Below are 20,663 nucleotides of genomic sequence, written 5' to 3' on the forward strand. Positions count from 1 at the left end.
TTAAGTTACCGTCTTTTCCCCCATTTTATGTAAATCTTTTATTTGCTTACTTTCTTTAGATAATTCCCCAATTATCTAAGTTTTATTATTTCAGGTAGGCAACAAAATAGCTCTGTTCTCTATACATATATATTTTATGAATTTACAAATACATAATATTCATGATTTAAATTAGTTTTATTAATGTATAAGATAATATGGCTGAATTGTTACCATTTTGATGTAACAGTTAGTTAAATTGCTCTGTAAAATAATTTTAATATGATATCAATTCTTATTGATTTTTTATTCTTGATCTAGAATCAAAAGTTAATTTCTGCACCAATTAGGCTTTGCTCCTTTACCTTTATAGGCTTTACCAAAACCAGCTTTAATCAATTCATCAGTTAAAGAATTATTATCGTTAGATTTAATATTCCCAACTATTCTTCCACCATATTTATCCCATTCAGTTTCCGTAATAATTAATTGTTTATGATGTTCCATATAGTCATTTGTAAATGCTTTAGCTTTAAGAGCTAATTGGCCTTCCTTTTCACATTTCGCATGCTGGGGCATTTCTGGCGTATCAATTCCTTTAACCCGAATTGAAACATGGTTAAGTGTGGATGGTAAGTGTTCGAGATAACCTTTGACCGTGTCTCCATCTACTACCTCTGTGTAATAAAGGTCAGCACTGGTTTGTTGTTTTGATCAACGATAGGAATTGCCTTCTTAACCTTTTGCTGAATTTCAATTGGCAAAGAACTGCTTGATGATTGAGCATATCCAATTGATGGACATACTAATAAATATAATAAACCAATGATTTTGTTCATGACCCAACATTAATAACAGGATTTGCTTCTTTATCAGAGGTTAAAATAACTAACAAATTGTTTATAATTTCTAACTTTTTTCCAGGATCTATATTCAATTTATTATCTTTTTCAAAATGTACTAAAACATTATCCACAATAGTTAACGCATTTTCGACTAAATATTTTCTGGCTTGTAAAACAGCTTCTGCCTGCTGCTTACGTAACATAGAAGTCGCTATTTCTGACGCATAAGCTAAGTGCGATAACTTCACATCTTCAATGATAATACCTGACGTCGATAATTTATGATTTAATTCCTCTAAAAGTTTATTAGTAATTTCTTCAGCATTACCACGAAGCGATGTTTCTTTATCAGAATCATAAGGATAACGGGCAGCAATTGCTCGAACTGCACTCTCACTTTGATTACCTACAAATTCTTTATAGTCATCTACATTAAAGGAAGCTTTAGCAGCATCATTGACACGCCATACAACTACAGCACCAATTTCAATTGGATTACCTTTTTGATCATTAACTTAGCTTTATATTCACTATAATATTTAATCATTTCAACTATTGTTAGAGTAACTATTGGTGGCCATTTAATATTAGCTTTACCATGAGATTTAAGAATTTTATCCCATATATCTTCTTGTTCCTCTAATGAAGGAAGTAACGTATTTTTTGTTATTGGGATTTTTTCAATCGGCTGTATTTTAGAAAAAAATTGTTGAGCTTGCGTCTCATTTACAACTATTCTCCCATATTTTCCTTTATAACTTGCAGCGGTTTTAATTAAATCTATCCGTAAGTTTTTTCCTCCGAACCAATCGCTAGAATTAATTTTTTCAAGTATGTTTTCAAACCAAATATATGCATACATATCTTACTATTGAAAAAAATCCTCTTCATATAACAATATGTAAAATAATATCTTAACCCATACTCAATATTATTTTCAAAAAAATTGTAGATAACCTCATAGGCTTTCTCATAATTTTCTTCAGGATCTTTATTTTGAGGAGTAAAATTATAATCCGATATATTTACATGAGCAGAAATTGAAAAATGCTTTGATGATTGTTCTTTTATCTCTATTTGCCTTAAAACATCCTCTTTTGCTTTTGCTAATAGATATTCTTTGATTTCATACCATTGTATATGTTTATTACGAATATCAGCGATATTATTAATCAACTCCGAATTATCTAAAACTGTTTCTAAATCATTTAACCAATTGGAAGTAAAAATTAGAGCTGTAGACCCTCTTTCTTCTATACTAGCTTCATATTTTATTAATTGATCCCTAAATTTATATTCTTCTTCATCCCAAGAGTCTTTAAATATAGTTTTCCCAAGTTTTTGATAGAAATCATATAAATCCATATATTGAGGTAATTTTAATCCGGGTCCAATTACCATTTTTTAATCCTATATATAAAACTAAATTTAATATATTTATATTAATAAAGGTTAACTAATGGAGGCAAGAAGTATAATATTTAGAAATATACTTAATAAAAATTATTTTTTCTTAGGTCCTGTTTTAGATGATTCAGTAGAACGTATAATGACAGCTAATGATCATGCTACACTTTTTGATACGAAATCCTGAACCATGCCATGTTTTTCATATTCTTTATTAATGGCTTCTATAACTTTTGTACGTAACAAATTTTGCTCTTGGATTTTTTGAATTTCCATACTCGCATATCTATTAACGTTAACAGATACATTTGGGTCATTCCAATATCTTTCAACTAAAGGAATAAGTGCTTTAAATGCCAACCAGAATTGAGGTGCATAACTAGAAACATCAAATCCAAAAAGTTCAATAAGTAATTCAGATTCTGTTTTCTTTTCCATGTTTTAATAAAGCAAAAACATTATAAATTATTATGTTCTAATGCTTACCCTGTGCTTACCTGAATATATTTACACTTTTAGCAAATTATTTTATAATCAAAAAAATATAATAAAATCAAAGGTTTAAATGGTGCCGCCGAATAGAATTGAACTATCGGCCCCACCCTTACCAAGGGTGTGCTCTACCACTGAGCTACGGCGGCATTAATAATTAACCATTCATGTTTATGCTGAAAATATATATTATGCAATAACTCTTATGGTTGAATTTGATGATATGTCATTTTTTATTTCTGCCTTAATAGCAGCTTGAGCTGCAGCTAATCTTGCAATAGGTACCCTATATGGTGAACAAGAAACATAATCTAATCCAAGATTATGACAAAAATCTATAGAATCTGGGTCACCACCATGTTCACCACAAATACCTAGTTTGATATTTGATTTTATGGATTTTCCTTTATCACATGCAATTTTCATAAGCTGACCAACCGAATGCACATCCAAAGTTACAAAAGGATCCTTGGTAATAATCTTTTCCTGTTCATAAACGGGTAAAAAATTTGATGAATCATCACGGCTTAATCCAAAAGTTGTTTGTGTAAGATCGTTTGTACCAAAGCTAAAGAAATCAGCATGCTTTGCAATTTCATCTGCACACAAAGCAGCCCTTGGCAATTCGATCATGGTGCCTACTTTGTATATTAATTTAATATTATGTTTTTTCTCTAATGATACTGCTTGGTTAATAACCAATTGACGTAAAATTTCTAATTCTTTATCCCAAGCAACCAAAGGTATCATAATTTCTGGTTCAATTGTTTGTTTGGTTTTTTTCATAACCTCAATCATAGCTTCGAAAATTGCGCGTATTTGCATTTCATAAATTTCTGGATACGTAATGCCCAACCTGCATCCTCTGTGCCCTAACATGGGATTAGCTTCATGTAGGGCCGCACTACGTGCTCTTAATTTTTCAATACCTGTTCCAGAAACTTTAGCAACTTCTTCTAATTCAGAATTCTTTTTAGGAAGAAATTCATGTAAAGGTGGGTCCAACAACCTGATTGTAATGGGTAATCCCTGCATTATTGTAAAAAGTTCAATAAAATCATTACGTTGCATTGGTAAAATTTTCTCTAAGGCACGACGACGATTATGCTCATCATCACTTAAAATCATTTCACGCATAGCAATAATACGATCTTCATTAAAAAACATATGCTCAGTCCGGCAAAGACCAATACCCTCTGCCCCAAATTTTTTTGCGATGTTTGTATCTAAAGGTGTTTCCGCATTGGCACGGATACGTAACCGACGATATTTATCAGCCCACGACATTAATTGCACAAAATCTTGGGATAATTCTGGATGAATCATAGGAATTTTACCAATCATAACATCACCAGTTGCCCCATCAATAGTGATTTTATCACCTTCTTTAAGAATTATATCGCCAACCATAATCGTTTTTTTATCAAGATCAACACGCATTTGCATTGCACCAACAACACATGGTTTTCCCATACCCCGTGCAACAACAGCTGCATGACTAGTCATACCACCACGTGATGTTAATACGCCTTTGGCTGCATACATACCATGAATATCCTCTGGACTTGTTTCCGTTCTAACCAGAATGACAGCTTCGTTTTTATTATTTTTTGCTTCCGCTTCATCAGCTGTAAAAACAATTTGGCCGTGCGCTGCACCTGGGGACGCTGGCAATCCACGAACCATAACCTTTCGTGGATATTTAGGATCAAGGCATGGATGTAAAAGTTGATCCAAAGATAATGGATTAACACGTAATATAGCAGTTTTTTCATCAATTAATTTTTCTTTGACCATATCTGCTGCAATTTTAAGAGCAGCAGCAGCGGTTCTTTTACCAGATCTTGTTTGGAGCATCCAAAGTTTATTAGCTTGAATAGTAAATTCAATATCTTGCATATCTTTATAATGCTGTTCAAGTTTAGTTCGGACTTCCAAAAGCTCTTTGTATAAATCCTCCATGCTTTCTTCCATACATGGTAATGTAGATTGGTTAGCTTTTTTGCCGATCAAATTTAAAGATTGAGGTGTACGTATACCTGCAACAACGTCTTCTCCCTGGGCATTTACTAAATATTCACCATAAAAAACATTTTCGCCTGTTGATGGATCACGCGTAAAAGCAACACCCGTTGCACAATCATTACCCATATTTCCAAAAACCATAGCCTGCACATTAACAGCTGTTCCCCAATGATTGGGAATATTATTCATCTTACGATAAACTTCCGCCCGTGGGGATTCCCAACTTTTAAAAACCGCACCAATTGCACCCCATAATTGTTCCATCGGAGATTGGGGAAAAGAGTTTTTGCTTTCATTTAAAATCATTGCTTTATAATCAGCAATAACTTTTTGCCAATCATCTGCATTCAAATCTGTATCAAGATGAACTTTTTTATTATTTTTATGAAAAGTTAAAATATCTTCAAATTGATGATGACTAATATCCATCACAACCGATCCATACATTTGTAAAAAACGGCGATAACTGTCATAAGCAAAACGTGGATTATTAGTTTTTTTTGCTAAGCCCAGAACAGTTTGATCATTAAGACCAAGATTTAATACAGTATCCATCATACCTGGCATAGAAACACGTGCACCAGAACGTACCGATACTAATAAAGGATTGCTTGGATCCGAAAATTTTGCATGAACCATATTTTCAATATATGACAGAGCTTCTTTTACTTCATTCTCTAACGTTTCGGGATATTTAGAATTATTTGTATAAAAATAATTACATACATCTGTTGTAATGGTAAAACCTGGTGGAACAGGTAATCCAAGAGAGCTCATTTCTGCAAGATTAGCACCCTTTCCTCCCAAAAGTTCTTTCATTTTTGCTGAACCTTCAGTCTTACGATCACCAAAAAGATATACCCATTTTGTCATTGTTCTATCCTTCAATTTTAGAAAAATCACCAATAATATTAAATATAGTTCTAATCTTTGATAAAAATTTTAATCGATTTATACGCAATGATGAATCCGCTGCATTTACTTTAATTTTATCAAAAAATAAATCCAAAGGTTTTTGTAATTCTAATAAATTTTCCATAACTTGTTTATAATTTTCATTTTTTTGATTTGATAAAATATTTTTTTCAGTTTTGATAACATAAGAATGAAGATTTTTTTCTTCTTCATCTATCAATAGAAATTCATCATACTGTGTATCATACAAACAATTATCTTTTTTTTCTTCAATATTTAAAATATTAAAAACTCTTTTGGCTGTATTGATCAATATTGTACCATGATCATTTTTTATAAAATCAATAAAAGCATATAAGCGAGATTGTAAATTCATTAGATCATCATATTGATCAACAAAAATTGCTTCTAAATAATCATGCTTGATATTTTTTTCTTTCAATAAAACTTTGAATCTATCCACAATAAATTCTAAAATATTAGTAATAAGCAATTTGGGTTGATGACCTTTGGGTAAATTTTTATCAAAATTTTGTAACGTATTTTCATATCCCCAATAAGCATAATAAAATATATCATTAAGTTTAATTTTTATGTTATTTTCCAAAATTAAACGAATAATACTAAGTGCTGTACGTCTTAAGGCAAAAGGGTCTTTTGAACCTGTTGGTTTTTGTCCAATGGCAAAAAAACCAACCAAGGTATCAATTTTATCTGCCAGAGCACATAGTACACTTAATGTATTTGTAGGACAACGATCCGATGGCCCATTTGGCGCATAATGTTCTGCAATTGCTTCCGCAATATCTGTGTCCAGACCTTCATTCAACGCATAATATTTACCTATAATACCTTGAAGTTCAGGAAACTCCCCTACCATTTGAGTTGTTAAATCAGCTTTAAGCAATGGAATAACATGATCAATTTTATTTATATTTTTATAATGTATATTTTCGGCCAATTTATAAGTTAATGATTTAATACGTTCTAATTTTTGGGCCATTGTTCCCAATGATTTAAAGAAAACTATCTTTTCTAAAGCATGTATCCGTGAAGCTAATTTAATATTCTGATCATGAACCCAAAAAAATTGGGCATCATTTAATCTTGCTTTTAAAACACGTTCATTACCCGCCAAAATAGTTTGCCCATCGTCTTCCGTTCTTAAATTAGCAACGACCAAAAAATATGGGGCAAGCTTTTGTTCTTTGGTAAAAAGTACAAAATATTTTTGATGATGCCGCATAGATGTTATAAGTATCTCTTGAGGTAGAACCATAAATTCTGGGTTTATTTTTCCCAAAAGTACAACTGGATATTCCACTAAACCTATGACTTCATCTAAAAGATTGGGATCAGGATTAAAAATTAAATTCAATTTCTGTGCATAATTGGTTGCTTGCTCTAGAATAATTTTTTTGCGGGTTTCAGGATCAACAACAACAAATGATTTTTGAAGTTTATCTTGATAATCTTCAAAATTTTTTACTTTAATTGAGGATGGTGAAAGAAAACGATGACCAACTGTTTCATTATTAATCATAAAACGGTCTGATTTTAATTCTATAAAATTGGTAATTATTTTATTATCAAAAATCGCTAAAATATTTTTTAATGGTCTTACCCATACAAAACTTTGCTCCCCAAATCGCATCGTTTTTGGCCATGCAAAATTCAAAAGCAAATCTTTAATCAAATTTTCTAATACAATAGACGCTTTTATGCCATGCTTTTTAATTTTTATAAACCAGAAATTACCTTTATCCGTTTGACGCTGTTCACATTGTGAAAGATCAGATAAATTATTTGCTTTTAGAAAACCATCTATAGCCGTTTGCGCTGCATCAATTCTTGGCCCTTTTTTTTCTTCTATACTATCTGGTAAGGTTAAAGGTATACCATTGATTGCAAAACTTATTCGTCTTGGAGTTGTATAAATTTTTATTGTTGTAAAAGGTACAAAATATTTTTTTAAATTTTCTTCGAGATTCTTTTCAAGAAATGTCCTTGCGTTTTTTTGCATACGTGCAGGTATTTCTTCTGATAAAAGTTCACAAAAAAATTCTGCCATTTAATAAACCGCCTTTAATCAACTATGTGATGAATTAATCCAAGCTTCACAACAAGCTTTGGCTAAAGCCCGAACCCGTCCAATATAGTTTTGCCGTTCTGCAACAGAAATAACCCCCCGTGCATCTAATAAATTAAATAAATGACTTGCTTTAAGACAATGATCATAAGCAGGTAAAATTAAAGGTTCTGGTAAATTAAGTAAAAATTGGCAATTTTTTTCTGAACCTTCAAAATTATTCCACAAAGAGTCTACATTTGCATATTCAAAATTATAGGCTGAAAATTCTTTTTCAGATTGCCAATACACATCTTTATAAGCAATAGAACCCTTGCCTTCCACACCATTCCAATCAAGATTATAAACATTGTCTACATTTTGAATAAACATGGCTAACCGCTCAAGACCATATGTCAATTCCGTTGATGATGGTACACAATCAAATCCACCTACTTGTTGAAAATAAGTAAATTGTGAAACTTCCATTCCGTCTAACCATACTTCCCATCCTAATCCCCATGCCCCTAATGTTGGGCTTTCCCAATCATCTTCAACAAAGCGGATATCATGTAATAAGGGATTAATACCTAATACCTCCAAACTTTTTAAATAAAGCTCTTGGCTATCGGTAGGGGATGGTTTTAAAATAACTTGAAATTGATAGTAATGTTGTAATCGGTTAGGATTTTCACCATAACGTCCATCAGTTGGGCGACGCGATGGTTGTACATAAGCAGCTTTCCAACTTTTGGGGCCTAAACAACGCAATGTAGTAGCAGGGTGGAAAGTACCTGCGCCCATTTCTATGTCATAGGGTTGTAAAATAACACAACCTTGGTCAGCCCAATAATTTTGCAACTTTAATATTAAAGATTGAAAGCAAGTATTTTTGTTTGCCATTCTATAGATAATTTCTATTAATTTTAAGTAAAAACTACCTATTCTATCTAACAGCAGAATTGTTAATAGACAACATACAAAATAGAATATTCAATTAAATAATTTTTAGATAAAAGAATCAGTAAATTGCAATTTTCCTAAATAATAGGAAAATAAACATTTTTAATATAAGAACAAATCATAGATGATTCAGACAAATAAAGAAAAAAATTAAGCAATAATATCAGGTAATAGTTTGCTCTCTAATTGAGTGATTTGATCTTTAATCAATAATTTTCTTTTCTTTAAACGTTGCAATTGTATTTGATCAAATGGGGCAACATTCATCATTCGATGGATCACTTCATCAAGATCCCGGTGTTCCATCCTTAACTCTTCTAGGCGCCGACGTAAATCTTCTAACCCCTGCATCACTTCTGCCGTCTGTTGAATGATCTGCTTTATGTCTGAATTAACAATGAAAAAAGCTTTCCTAAATTCGCTTACTTTGGGTTGCATAAACCCTCCATTAATAATCTTGTTGACTCTTTAATATTAACTCTTTTTTAACAAATTTAAAAGTTCTTTTTCATAAATTCTAATAAAAATTAGAAAAATCAGTAAAATTATATTGCAATTCACATTTTATTGTATAATCAACAGATTATATAAAATATTAACATGATATAAAACAAAATGTCTAAAAAAATAGGTATATTAACAAGTGGGGGCGATTGTGCTGGATTAAATGCCATTATATATTCAGTTGTAAAAAATGCTTGTGATAATTATAACTGGAACGTTTTAGGTATAAAAAATGGTACAGCAGGATTACTTTGCAATCCTTATGATTATATCAATTTAACCTCAGAACATTTAAATAGCAACCTTGTAAGACAAGGTGGTACTATCCTAGGTACAACAAATAAAAATAATCCTTTTTTCTTTCCAACCGAAGATGGGAAACTTCTTAATCGTACAAAAGAAATAATTGAAGCATATCATCAATTAAAACTTGATGCTTTAATTGGGGTTGGTGGTGATGGTAGTTTGAAAATATTACGTGATATAGCTGAACAAGGAAAATTAAATCTTGTAGCTATTCCCAAAACTATTGATAATGATATAGGTCAAACAGAAATTTCTATTGGATATGAAACAGCTGTTTCCATAGCAACCCAAGCACTTGATCAGTTACAACCCACTGCTGCAAGTCATAGCCGTGTCATGATTCTAGAAGTGATGGGTCGAGATGCAGGACATATTGCCTTAGCAGCTGGAATTGCTGGAGCAGCTGATGTTATCCTTATACCAGAAATTCCTTATCAATTTAATAAGATTGCATCCCATATCCAAAATATTAAACAAAAAGGACGTAATTTTGCTTTAATTATTGTTGCAGAAGCAGTCAAAACAGAATTGGGTGAACCCTTAATGACTATGCATAGTGGGGGTAGTCCGACATATGGGGGTATTGGCTATTACATTAGCGAAAATATAAGCAAATTAACAGATGCAGAAACACGTGTGACGATTTTAGGTCATGTTCAAAGAGGCGCAGAAGCCAATGCTAAAGACAGAATTGTTGCCTCCGCATTTGGCGTTCATGCGGTTAATTTAATTGCCCAAGAAAAATTTGATCGTCTTGTTATATGGAAAAATAGAAAAGTAACAGATATTCCTATTTACGAAGGTATCCAATATTATCAAACAATTAATTTAGAGGATACTTTAGTTAAAACAGCCCGAGGGTTGGGTATATGTTTTGGAGACTAGTTTCTTTTTTATTTAGGAAAATAAATTAACTGCGCTTTTAAATAATCATTCTCTTGCAAAAAAGGATGAAGAGGATGATCTGCCGCTGTACTTGTTTTTGCAATGATCTGTGCTTTACGTCCAATACTGTGAATTGCACTAGCAATTTGCTTAGAAAAATTTTGTACATCCATATGATAAGAGCATGATGCAAAAAATAAAAATCCTTGAGGATTTACTAATTGAGCAGCTAATTTAGCAAGTTTTCGATATGCCCTGCTTCCTTGAGGAATATCTTTTTTATTTTTTATAAAGGCAGGTGGATCAAGAACAATAATATCAAATTTTTTATTCTGACTAATCAAATTTTGTAATTCATCCATTACATCTCCCAAAATAAACTGACAACTATCATTTTTTAAATTATTTGCGTGTAAAGACATTTGAGCCAATTTTAAAGCGTGTTCAGAACGATCAATAGCCATAACAAAATGTGCACCCCGTGCCAATGCATTAATTGAGAATCCTCCACTATGGCAATAACAATCAAGAACAGATTTATTTTTTGAAAGTTTAGCGATCATTAATCTATTATCACGATGATCGTAAAACCATCCCGTCTTTTGGCCTTGAATAGGATCCATAAAAAAATAAAGATCATTTTCAATGATTTGCAAAGGTTCCGTTATTGGCGTATACAGTTGTTTTATTTCTAACGGCAATCCTTCTTTAGTACGTGCCGTACTATCGTTACGTAAAACAATTGTTTTAGGCTTTAAAATTTTTACTAAAGCTTCTTCGACAATTGGCCATAACAAATCCATACCAGATATATTTATTTGTACAACTAAAATATTATCATATCTATCTATAATAAGTCCTGGGCAATTATCTGCTTCAGCATGAATTAGCCGATAATAAGGTTCTGTAAATATTTTTTCCCTTAATGCTAAAGCATTTTTAAAATGATGCGCAAAAAAATTAACATCAATTTTTATTGAATAATCATATGATAAAATACGTGCTGCAATTAATGTATGGGGATTATATATTGCCCAGCAAATAAATTGTTCATTTGATTGATACACACCAACAACAGATCCAGAAGGTATAAGTCGATTTTTATGATCAGTTACAATTTCATTAGAATAAATCCAAGGATGGCCAGATAAAATTCTTTTTAAAAATTTTTTATGAACAAAGATCTTAAGACGATCATTTGAATTATTTATCATAAATTATATTGTATCCATTGCGCCAACAACATATCCAAGCCCATCTTTCGAACTTAAAGGACAATCAACTGATTCAAAACGCACATGACTACGTCCCAACATAGTTAATTGACCACGACATCTACAACATATTTGGTGATCTAAAATTGCTTGATAGTAAATAGCAAGTCTTTCACTATAGGTCCCATCCGCTTGTGCTGTAATTTTTGCACCCATATGATTTGCCCCAATCATACGAATTACATTTTCGCCATTAATAAGCATTTTAAAATAACCTGGAGAAATTTGCTTTGCTAAATAAAGATTTGGAGCAAAAACTGCATGATTAATAATATCAAAATCTTCCCGATCAGGCATACCTTTATCAATAAAATGTAACCACCAATCATAAATATGTTGTGTACTTTTACCAATAAGTTGGCTAGGTGAATCTAATTCTTCCACTTGAACATCTGTAACATTATGATTAGGTAAAAGTTTTAGAGCCATTTTATAAAGGTTTTAATTCATAGAATTTGTTTGAATGCGTTGAAGAGCACAAAGCCAACCTTTATATAAAATTTTTTGCTGTTTTTCAACCATTATTGGTTGATAAGAATGATGTTTATACCAATATTTCATAACATCATCAGAAGATTTCAAAAGACCACCACCTAATGCCGCAATATAAGATGCACCTAAAGCAGTTGTTTCATGATATGAGGGAATATCAACATTAATACTTAAAATATCTGCAAGAAACTGCATAAGCCATTTATTGTGTACCATTCCACCATCCGCACGTAAAACTATTGGCTTAATACCACTATCTTGAATCATAATATCTAATAAATCTTTGGTTTGATATACAACTGATTCTAAGGTTGCACGTGCAACTTCTGCTTTGCCTGTTGCTCTCGTCATACCAATAATTGCACCACGCGCATAAGGATCCCAATATGGTGCACCCAGACCTGTAAATGCAGGTATAAGATAAACCCCTTGATTATCTTCAAGCGAAGCTGCCAGAATTTCCGTTTCATGTGCATTTTTTACTAATTCTAATTTATCGCATAGCCATTCAACAGAAGCACCAGCCATAAAAAAACTACCCTCGAATGCATAAGCAAAAGCATCATTCGTTTGATAAGCTATAGTTGTAAGTAATTTTTGTTCAGAAATTTTTGCTTCTTTACCAATATTCATTAATATAAAGCCACCAGTCCCATAAGTTGCTTTGATCATACCCTCTTTCAGACAAGCTTGCCCAACAAGAGCTGCTTGTTGATCACCAATCATGCCAGTGATAGGAATTGCAGCACCCCACAAATCTTTGCTTGTATACCCAAACAAAAAACTATTAGGTAAAACTGCTGGTAAAATTTTTATAGGGATATCAAATAAAGACAATAATTCTAGGTCCCAACATTTATCATGAATATTATAAAGTAAAGTACGAGAAGCATTAGTAACATCGGTCGCATGAACTTTACCTTCTGTTAAATGCCATAGAAGAAAACTATCCATTGTACCGAAAGCAATTTCACCCTTTTGTGCAGCTTGTTTTAAATTTTTATCACTATTAAGAATCCAAGCAATTTTTGATACAGAAAAATAAGGGTCTAATACTAACCCAGTTTTATGAATAACTTTATTTTCTAATCCTTGCTCTTTAAAATGATCACACCATTCTGCAGTACGTCTATCTTGCCAAACAATAGCTGGATAAACTGCTTTACCTGTCTTTCTATTCCATAAAATAGTAGTTTCACGCTGATTAGTAATACCAATAGTCAAAATAGATTCTGCTGTTAGATTATTTTTTAATAAAATTTCTTTTCCCAAATTATAAACATTTTTCCAAATTTCTTCTGGATTATGTTCAACCCATCCATTATGAGGAAAAAATTGTTGATGAGATTTTTGAACATAATCAATAAATCTACCTTCTTGATTAAAAAGGATTATCCTTGTGCTTGTAGTACCTTGATCTATTGTCAAAATGTAAGATTTATCACTCATAATTTTTTATAATTAAAAACTATAGGAAGATTTAAAATTATACTATAAAGCTTATTTACTATGCTTTTCAAGCCCAGTAATATGAATTAGTTTAAACTATATTTATTATTTTTATTATGTCAGAAAATTTTAATCAATCCCACTCCTTAAATAGTAAAATTTTTGATCTTGTTGTCATAGGTGGGGGAATTAATGGAACTGGAATTGCCCGCGATGCAGCAGGACGTGGATTGTCCGTTTGTTTAATTGAACAAAATGACTTAGCAAACTTTACTTCTTCATCTAGCACAAAACTTATTCACGGGGGACTACGGTATTTAGAATATTATGAATTTCGTTTAGTTCGTGAATCTCTCATAGAAAGAGAAATACTTTTAAAATTAGCCCCGCATATTATTTGGCCGTTAAATTTTGTTTTACCACACCATAAAGATTTGCGGCCTATATGGATGATACAATTGGGACTTTTTTTGTATGATCATTTGGGTGGCCGTAAAATATTACCAGCTTCAAAAAAAGTTGATCTTACAAATACTATATTCGGCAATGCTTTGAAATCTTCTTTTACAAAAGGTTTTACATATTCAGATTGCTGGGTTGATGATGCCCGTTTAGTTATATTAAATGCTTTAGACGCATACAATAAAGGGGCAATCATTAAAACTAGAACTTTATGTACTAAAGCTGAACGTATTCATAATAATTGGTCTATTACTTTAAAAGATAAACTTACCCAAGAATATTATACAATTAAAGCAAAAATATTAATTAATGCTACGGGACCATGGGTTACAGATTTTATAGAAAATAAAGCAAATATAAAATCTGATTATCATTTACGTTTAACTAAAGGAAGCCATATTATTGTTCCTAAACTTTACGATGGTCAACATGCATATATTTTACAAAACAAAGATAAAAGAATTGTTTTTACCATTCCCTATGAACAAAATTATACGCTTATTGGTACGACTGACATATCTGTTAATAAGGAAACTCTTGGGCAGGCAAATGTTTCACAAGAAGAAATAAATTATTTATGCCATATTGTTTCAAGTTATTTTAAAAAAGTAATCAGTGCAGATGATGTAAAGTGGCATTATAGTGGTATTAGACCTCTTTATGATGACGCACATAAAAATGCCTCTGCCGTTACTAGGGATTATGTTTTGCATCTTGATAATTATCATAATCTCCCTTTGTTATCAATTTTTGGTGGTAAAATTACGACATACAGAAAACTGTCAGAACATGTTATGGAAAAATTAAAACCATTTTTTCCAAACTTGAAATCAAATTGGACAGCAAAAAGTATTTTGCCAGGCGGTGATATAAAAGAGCAAAATATATCTAAGTTTTTTAAAAAATTATCAAATGATTTTTTGTGGTTACCAGAAAGTTTAATTCATAGATATGCGCGTACTTATGGCACTTTGACTTATCAATTATTAAATAATGTTTCTTCTATACATGATATGGGAATAAATTTGGGTGATGATTTATATACCATAGAAATTGATTATTTAATTAAACATGAATGGGCCCAAACTAGTGAAGATATATTATGGCGGCGAACAAAACTTGGACTACATATTAATCAAAAAACTAAAGAAAAATTAGATGATTATTTAAAACAAAAACTTAATTAATAAATCTGTGGATAACTATTAAATAAATATATTAAAAGGTTATTTATAAAATCAATATCAAGTAATTTTTTTGTAAATTATACATACGCTATCATTATATTTATTCTATTGTATTTTTATCTCAACTTTATTATTAACCGCAACTTATTGATAATTTTAAACTGTATATGACTATTAGTGGGGATACTATAAAGATCTATTCAAACCACTATTAATTATTTTTCTTCATTTCTACGTTTATACCCATCCTCATGCATATATTATTTAAACTTATTTTATTTAATTTTAATAAAAATTTAATAATCTTAAATATAAATCTAAATTTCAATTCAATAATTTTATTAAGATGGATCAATAATATGGCTATAAGATATAAACCCAAATATGAATCTGTTGTCAGACAATCTGTAAATGGTAAAACATATGTCGGTTATTACATGGTTTATAAAAAAATATTAACAGTTGGCTATAAAAACTATGCAAAAAGGGTAACCGTAAATGATATATCATTAAGTACACTTGCAGCTAAAAAGCTTTTAGAAATTTTATACGAAAAAAATATAATACGTTAATTAAAATTAATTATTTTATATTTATATATAAGGTATCCTTTCTGTTATAAAATTTTCACTTGCTTCCTTCTATTAACTCCAAACTTCCAAAATACGAGGTTTGGAGTTAATCTCAATCAACAAATTCGGTTGACTCATTTGCTTTTGGCTTTATCCCAATTAACAGGTCGTTGCCCCGTATTTCGAATATAAGGTCGTCTTTTGTGATGCCGGGGTCAAGCTCGATCGTATCCAGACCGCCATCCAGATGGATATCCTCGGCATCCTCTATAATCTTGTAATCCAGGATCTTAACATTTTGGGACCCAGTTGCCTCATATTCATAATACACAATTTCTTTTTCTTCCCCGTGACCTTCAACCCGGCTGCCCACATTCGTATATTGATATTGCGCGGTTACGTCCCTCCAACTTTCCTGAATATGGCCCACAGTGCCCGTAAAATGATCTTGATCGGAAACCTCATCCACCCCATCACCACGACCAAAACGGTACGTGTCATTCCCAGATCCACCCGATATCGTATCGTCCCCGGTGCCACCTGAAAGAGTATCCCCACCGCGTGATCCCGCCAGATGGTCATCCCCACCCTGACCAAACAATGCCACCACATGATCCTCATCCGTCGTCAATGCATCATCCCCACCAGATCCAAGGATGATTTCCGCATGGAGGGAGGCCGCATTGCGGGTAACCCCAGTTCCCTGGTAAATCACCGTATCGATCCCATCACCCCCATCAATCTGGTCATCCTCATCCGCCACAATGGTATCATCACCCTCATCCCCCAGGATAAAGTCCGAACCCACACCACCCGATAGAACATCATCCCCAGATCCACCCAGCAATCGATCATCCCCAGCCCCACCATCTAAAGTTACTCCTTGGGCCAGCGTCACATTTATCCCAGTATTATTAACCGATTTATCCCCAGCTTTATAACCTGATGCATCCAACACATCATTGCCATTGTCCCCCTGCACAGCCTCAATATGTCCCGCGGCAACATCAAGATTTACACCCCGATCATCATTAATAACCGCCACATCATACCCATCACCCCCATCTATTATGCTGTCGTCAGCATCGATGAAGAGACGGTCATTGCCAGATCCACCCTTTAATGTGTCTTTGCCACTATTGCCGATCAACCAATCATCGCCATCACTGCCGGTTAGGGTATCATCCCCCATACCCCCATCAAAAGTAACACCAAGTTTTCCATTATTGGTAAAGGTATCATTCCCATCTGCGCCGTAAGCTGCTGCAATTCCTGAACTTTCTGCCTCTAATTGATAAGGTGCGTTTGAATGATCATCAGCAAAAAACATTCCTCGATCACTATCCTTGACCCTAACAATGACACCACCATTCACTTGATCATAAGCAAAGCTTTGATCACTTTGATCAAACTCCACATCGCCTGCAATTCCTGTGGATCCATCTTTTTTAGTATAAATAGTTTGACCGTGTATTATATTGCTTCCACTTTCTTCTTTCTTATGATCACTGGTTAATTTGACGGATTGGATATTTAATTCATCTAGGGTTTTTAATTCACCCTCATCAGTTACACCATTCCCATCCATATCCTGCCATATACGAAATTTATTCCAATCAGCATCACTAGAATTCAATACACCATCTTTGTTACTGTCGTACAATTTAGCCATAGCTTCCAAGTCAGTATCATCTTCAGTTGTTTGCGAAGCAAATGCAATTTCTTTGGCTGTTATCTTTCCATCATTATTAAGATCAATCGCCACAAAACCATCATCGCGGTCAACCCATCCAACATTTTCTTCATATCCATCATCATTCACATCAAAAAAGGTGCGGCTATCCTCAACACCAATTAATTCAATTCCATCTCCATCTAAATCTACTACAATCGGTTTCCAATTATGGACTCTGATCCCTTCAGCAATATAGGTATGATACTCTTCAACCGTAATATTATAAACAGTTGCTGTTTCTGGAAGGGCCCGAACATCTTTAATTCTTATTTCACGGCCACCTTCACTTACTAACATATCTTGGGTAGTAAGATCTTTTAATGCTTTATATACAGGCTTAGTAATATCAGCTGTCGTTAAAAATGGATGTTCACCTGTGGCTCTAAAAGTACGTCCATCCATTGTTGTTAATTGATATAGGCTTTGTTCCTCCCGACGGCTGGTAAAAGTTACTCTCTTACCAATAGGGTGGTCCATCAAACGTTGGTAGGATAGAACCATATCTCCTACGCGTATCTGTTCAATAGGTTTTTTAGTTCCATCCGCCATACTGATTAATGTACCAGCCACGAAACATTTGCTATCGCGATACGGATCACGTCCATCATTTTTACCTTTAACGTCAACATAATCACGGTAATCTTTGGTATTACGGTCATAGGCCCGGCTGCCACTTAAACCACCCACCTCGGATAATCCAATTGCCACCGCATAAGGATTCTTACCCCCATACACACTTTTGGTCCATTCATCTGGCTTACCCCAAATCTTTTCATAATAGGATTGAGTCATTGCATCAATCTCTGACATAAGACGTTCTGCTGCTTTGGGATTATTTCGATAATAATCTTGACTAAGGACATAATTAATCACGTCTGCGCTATTAGGTATACCATACCCATAGCTAATATTTTGACCATTTTTAAGATTAATAACACCACCACTCAAATATTTGGCGGCCGCTGTTAAATTGCCAGATCCAGACATATTGGCCCAGGTTGCCAATGCGGCTATACCACGTGGTGATATATTACCGACAATATCATCGACGCTCCAATACTTACCCATGGCAGTAAATACATCACCCATTGCACCAAAAGCCTTCGCTTCCTGAAAGGCATCCCACATTTTAACAAATTGTTCACCTTGTTTTGTGTTTAAAGCCGTTTCAATTTGGGTCTTAAAACCAAAAACTGGATTAGAGTTATTACCAGGACCAACTAAATCATCAATATTTTCAATAATTGTCTTAATTTGCGTATCACTTAATCCTGTTATTGCTCGAGTATTCTTTAATAACTTATCAAAGTAACTTTCAAGTGTAATCCCGTTAATTTTATTTTGTGCGTTTTTAGAAAAATCAGTTTGATACTCCCCAAAACTAAAACCACTTTGTCCTTTTCGCGCAGCACCTAAAATATACTTTCCATCTACTTTGCCACCTTCATTCTTTTTAATTGTTTCAACTATAATTTCTTTAATGTGATCTGGTAAATTACTCATTCTTTATCTCCTTCAGGTAGGGTCCAATTTGGGGCAGTTTTTAAATAGTTATAAGTCCAAGCAACAAACATATAAATTGGTGGAGCCTGAATCAGATCTTGACTATAATCTTCAAAATTTTTTAAATCTTCAGCATTAATAATCTTTTTCTTTTTCCACGATTTAGGAACCATAAATTCTCTTGGATTAGGATCACTATAAACATCAAATGCTTTTTTGTAGAAATCCTTAATGGGTTTATAATCAACCATTTTGTATCCCTTTAATGTCTTAAAATAAGGTGAAGTAAAATCAGGATTAAAGCGTATAAGATGCGCAGCAACATTACTTTTGCCTTGATTATCTTCGGTTGGTAATCTAATTAAAAATGTTCCATCTTTTAAAATAAATGGCCCTTCATAAGGTATTTGAAATAACTTAGTTCTGATTTGTCTAACCTGCCAATCATCACCACCTAATTCACCACACGGTTCATTACCCGTTGGTTCTATAGCAGGTTTCTTCAGTTCAAGAATCAGCATCATTTCAAAGCTATTACTGCCTTTTTGACCTTTAAGATAATTATCATAAACCGCCGTACAATTACCTAGCCTGTCATTCCCATCCTCAATAACCCACCCATTAGGTAATAAATTATTTTCTCCCGTGATTTCTTTATCTTTATTATTGTCTAGAAACTTTTTTTCTAAACCCAAATTAACTGTTTCATCACCTTTACGACGTTCAATAACCTCTTCTTTACCACTTCCTAAATAAATTAACCTGGTTTCAAAAATGTTATTAGGTAATTCTACCGTGGCTAAAACACCTATATCATTTCCAAAATCATAATAATTCCAAATATCATAATTCTCTGGAAACTCTCTTCCCCAAAAATTCTGGAATTCTTTCGAATACGGTGATTGGGACTCTTCTGCCATTAAGTGAATGGGTAAAATAAATCCAAGCACACATAATACTTTAACTGCTGTTTTAATCATGATAGTTATGTTCCCTTGTAAAATTACCTTTATCCTAGGCGATTCATTCCTTTTATCAAGCTGCATATCTGTGGCCCTCGGCTGTGTGTTTCCTTTTGTCGTCATTGGCAACGTTCCGGATCTTCAATATAATCTTTTTTATCCTAGTCACATTTATCCCAGTATTATTAACCGATTTATCCCCAGCTTTATAGCCAGATGCATCCAACACATCATTGCCATTGTCCCCCTGCACAGCCTCAATATGTCCCGCGGCAACATCAAGATTTACACCCCGATCATCATTAATAACCGCCACATCATACCCATCACCCCCATCTATTATGCTGTCGTCAGCATCGATGAAGAGACGGTCATTGCCAGATCCACCCTTTAATGTGTCTTTGCCACTATTACCGATCAACCAATCATCGCCATCACTGCCGGTTAGGGTATCATCCCCCATACCCCCATCCAACATCACACCAGTGGGTTGCGTCGTGGCGGTGGGATGAAACCCACCCACATTTTTATCCCCTGACCTATCCCCAGATTTATTCATGGGGTTATATGCAGGGTTTCCCGTATTTATCCCATTCGTTATCCCGGATTTATCAAATACCTTACCCTCTGCCGATAGG

17 protein-coding genes and 1 tRNA gene are annotated in these 20,663 nt (G+C 33.3%); 3 read left to right on the top strand and 15 right to left on the bottom strand.

The window, feature by feature from the left end; translation table 11 throughout:
- Window positions 1–309: 309 nt before the first annotated feature.
- From K1X44_06490 to K1X44_06530, 9 genes are all read right to left on the bottom strand, one after another.
- Window positions 310–558 carry a thermonuclease family protein gene (locus K1X44_06490; GenBank protein MBX7146938.1) on the bottom strand — a complete coding sequence of 83 codons (249 nt, stop codon included), beginning with the start codon at window positions 556–558 and terminating at the stop codon, window positions 310–312.
- 256 nt (window positions 559–814) lie between these two features.
- A complete protein-coding gene (locus tag K1X44_06495; protein MBX7146939.1) occupies window positions 815–1,315 on the bottom strand; it encodes a hypothetical protein in 501 nt (166 codons plus the stop codon).
- Between the two features lie 289 nt (window positions 1,316–1,604).
- Complete coding sequence (locus tag K1X44_06500; protein MBX7146940.1) at window positions 1,605–2,225, bottom strand: hypothetical protein; 621 nt, start codon at window positions 2,223–2,225, stop codon at window positions 1,605–1,607.
- A gap of 162 nt (window positions 2,226–2,387) precedes the next feature.
- Window positions 2,388–2,669, bottom strand: coding sequence for a hypothetical protein (locus K1X44_06505; GenBank protein MBX7146941.1), 282 nt, complete (start codon window positions 2,667–2,669; stop codon window positions 2,388–2,390).
- Window positions 2,670–2,797: 128 nt separating this feature from the next.
- Window positions 2,798–2,872: transfer RNA gene (locus tag K1X44_06510), tRNA-Thr, on the bottom strand.
- A 40-nt stretch (window positions 2,873–2,912) separates the two neighbouring features.
- Window positions 2,913–5,621, bottom strand: a complete 2,709-nt coding sequence (gene ppdK / locus K1X44_06515) for a pyruvate, phosphate dikinase (GenBank protein ID MBX7146942.1) — start codon at window positions 5,619–5,621, stop codon at window positions 2,913–2,915.
- A 4-nt stretch (window positions 5,622–5,625) separates the two neighbouring features.
- On the bottom strand, window positions 5,626–7,734 hold the full coding sequence (glyS, locus tag K1X44_06520) for a glycine--tRNA ligase subunit beta (GenBank protein ID MBX7146943.1): 2,109 nt from the start codon (window positions 7,732–7,734) through the stop codon (window positions 5,626–5,628).
- A gap of 18 nt (window positions 7,735–7,752) precedes the next feature.
- The gene (locus K1X44_06525; protein ID MBX7146944.1) at window positions 7,753–8,634 is read right to left on the bottom strand and encodes a glycine--tRNA ligase subunit alpha; all 882 of its coding nucleotides are present in this window, start codon (window positions 8,632–8,634) and stop codon (window positions 7,753–7,755) included.
- A gap of 210 nt (window positions 8,635–8,844) precedes the next feature.
- Window positions 8,845–9,045 carry a DUF465 domain-containing protein gene (locus K1X44_06530; GenBank protein ID MBX7146945.1) on the bottom strand — a complete coding sequence of 67 codons (201 nt, stop codon included), beginning with the start codon at window positions 9,043–9,045 and terminating at the stop codon, window positions 8,845–8,847.
- Window positions 9,046–9,309: 264 nt separating this feature from the next.
- On the opposite strand from K1X44_06530, the gene K1X44_06535 reads away from it, so the two are divergent.
- Window positions 9,310–10,389, top strand: a complete 1,080-nt coding sequence (locus tag K1X44_06535; protein ID MBX7146946.1) for an ATP-dependent 6-phosphofructokinase — start codon at window positions 9,310–9,312, stop codon at window positions 10,387–10,389.
- An 8-nt stretch (window positions 10,390–10,397) separates the two neighbouring features.
- On the opposite strand, the gene K1X44_06540 is transcribed toward K1X44_06535, so the two are convergent.
- The 3 genes from K1X44_06540 to glpK are packed head-to-tail and all read right to left on the bottom strand — an operon-like array spanning window position 10,398 to window position 13,604.
- Window positions 10,398–11,603 (bottom strand): class I SAM-dependent rRNA methyltransferase, encoded by a 1,206-nt coding sequence (locus K1X44_06540; GenBank protein MBX7146947.1) that lies wholly within the window; start codon window positions 11,601–11,603, stop codon window positions 10,398–10,400.
- 3 nt (window positions 11,604–11,606) lie between these two features.
- Window positions 11,607–12,092, bottom strand: a complete 486-nt coding sequence (locus tag K1X44_06545; GenBank protein MBX7146948.1) for a PAS domain-containing protein — start codon at window positions 12,090–12,092, stop codon at window positions 11,607–11,609.
- A gap of 12 nt (window positions 12,093–12,104) precedes the next feature.
- Window positions 12,105–13,604, bottom strand: coding sequence for a glycerol kinase GlpK (gene glpK / locus K1X44_06550; protein MBX7146949.1), 1,500 nt, complete (start codon window positions 13,602–13,604; stop codon window positions 12,105–12,107).
- Between the two features lie 116 nt (window positions 13,605–13,720).
- On the opposite strand from glpK, the gene glpD reads away from it, so the two are divergent.
- On the top strand, window positions 13,721–15,253 hold the full coding sequence (glpD, locus tag K1X44_06555) for a glycerol-3-phosphate dehydrogenase (protein ID MBX7146950.1): 1,533 nt from the start codon (window positions 13,721–13,723) through the stop codon (window positions 15,251–15,253).
- A gap of 359 nt (window positions 15,254–15,612) precedes the next feature.
- A complete protein-coding gene (locus tag K1X44_06560; GenBank protein ID MBX7146951.1) occupies window positions 15,613–15,825 on the top strand; it encodes a hypothetical protein in 213 nt (70 codons plus the stop codon).
- Window positions 15,826–15,937: 112 nt separating this feature from the next.
- Here K1X44_06560 and K1X44_06565 read toward each other — a convergent pair whose 3' ends face one another.
- The 3 genes from K1X44_06565 to K1X44_06575 all read right to left on the bottom strand — a co-directional run.
- Window positions 15,938–19,063, bottom strand: a complete 3,126-nt coding sequence (locus K1X44_06565; protein MBX7146952.1) for a hypothetical protein — start codon at window positions 19,061–19,063, stop codon at window positions 15,938–15,940.
- A complete protein-coding gene (locus K1X44_06570; GenBank protein ID MBX7146953.1) occupies window positions 19,060–20,043 on the bottom strand; it encodes a hypothetical protein in 984 nt (327 codons plus the stop codon). The genes K1X44_06565 and K1X44_06570 overlap by 4 nt, the downstream gene beginning before the upstream one ends.
- A gap of 55 nt (window positions 20,044–20,098) precedes the next feature.
- The coding region (locus K1X44_06575) for a hypothetical protein (protein MBX7146954.1) at window positions 20,099–20,663 on the bottom strand (565 nt) is incomplete at its 5' end.

It is taken from the genome of Alphaproteobacteria bacterium (assembly GCA_019695395.1).
GTDB lineage: Bacteria > Pseudomonadota > Alphaproteobacteria > JAEUKQ01 > JAIBAD01 > JAIBAD01.

Bases quoted from the DNA above. Each gene is read 5' to 3' on its own strand.
- K1X44_06490 (MBX7146938.1), bottom strand. From the start codon at position 558: ATGCCCCAGCATGCGAAATGTGAAAAGGAAGGCCAATTAGCTCTTAAA.
- K1X44_06500 (MBX7146940.1), bottom strand. From the start codon at position 2,225: ATGGTAATTGGACCCGGATTAAAATTACCTCAATATATGGATTTATAT.
- K1X44_06505 (MBX7146941.1), bottom strand. From the start codon at position 2,669: ATGGAAAAGAAAACAGAATCTGAATTACTTATTGAACTTTTTGGATTT.
- ppdK (MBX7146942.1), bottom strand. From the start codon at position 5,621: ATGACAAAATGGGTATATCTTTTTGGTGATCGTAAGACTGAAGGTTCA.
- glyS (MBX7146943.1), bottom strand. From the start codon at position 7,734: ATGGCAGAATTTTTTTGTGAACTTTTATCAGAAGAAATACCTGCACGT.
- K1X44_06525 (MBX7146944.1), bottom strand. From the start codon at position 8,634: ATGGCAAACAAAAATACTTGCTTTCAATCTTTAATATTAAAGTTGCAA.
- K1X44_06530 (MBX7146945.1), bottom strand. From the start codon at position 9,045: ATGCAGGGGTTAGAAGATTTACGTCGGCGCCTAGAAGAGTTAAGGATG.
- K1X44_06535 (MBX7146946.1), top strand. From the start codon at position 9,310: ATGTCTAAAAAAATAGGTATATTAACAAGTGGGGGCGATTGTGCTGGA.
- K1X44_06540 (MBX7146947.1), bottom strand. From the start codon at position 11,603: ATGATAAATAATTCAAATGATCGTCTTAAGATCTTTGTTCATAAAAAA.
- K1X44_06545 (MBX7146948.1), bottom strand. From the start codon at position 12,092: ATGGCTCTAAAACTTTTACCTAATCATAATGTTACAGATGTTCAAGTG.
- glpK (MBX7146949.1), bottom strand. From the start codon at position 13,604: ATGAGTGATAAATCTTACATTTTGACAATAGATCAAGGTACTACAAGC.
- glpD (MBX7146950.1), top strand. From the start codon at position 13,721: ATGTCAGAAAATTTTAATCAATCCCACTCCTTAAATAGTAAAATTTTT.
- K1X44_06560 (MBX7146951.1), top strand. From the start codon at position 15,613: ATGGCTATAAGATATAAACCCAAATATGAATCTGTTGTCAGACAATCT.
- K1X44_06565 (MBX7146952.1), bottom strand. From the start codon at position 19,063: ATGAGTAATTTACCAGATCACATTAAAGAAATTATAGTTGAAACAATT.
- K1X44_06570 (MBX7146953.1), bottom strand. From the start codon at position 20,043: ATGATTAAAACAGCAGTTAAAGTATTATGTGTGCTTGGATTTATTTTA.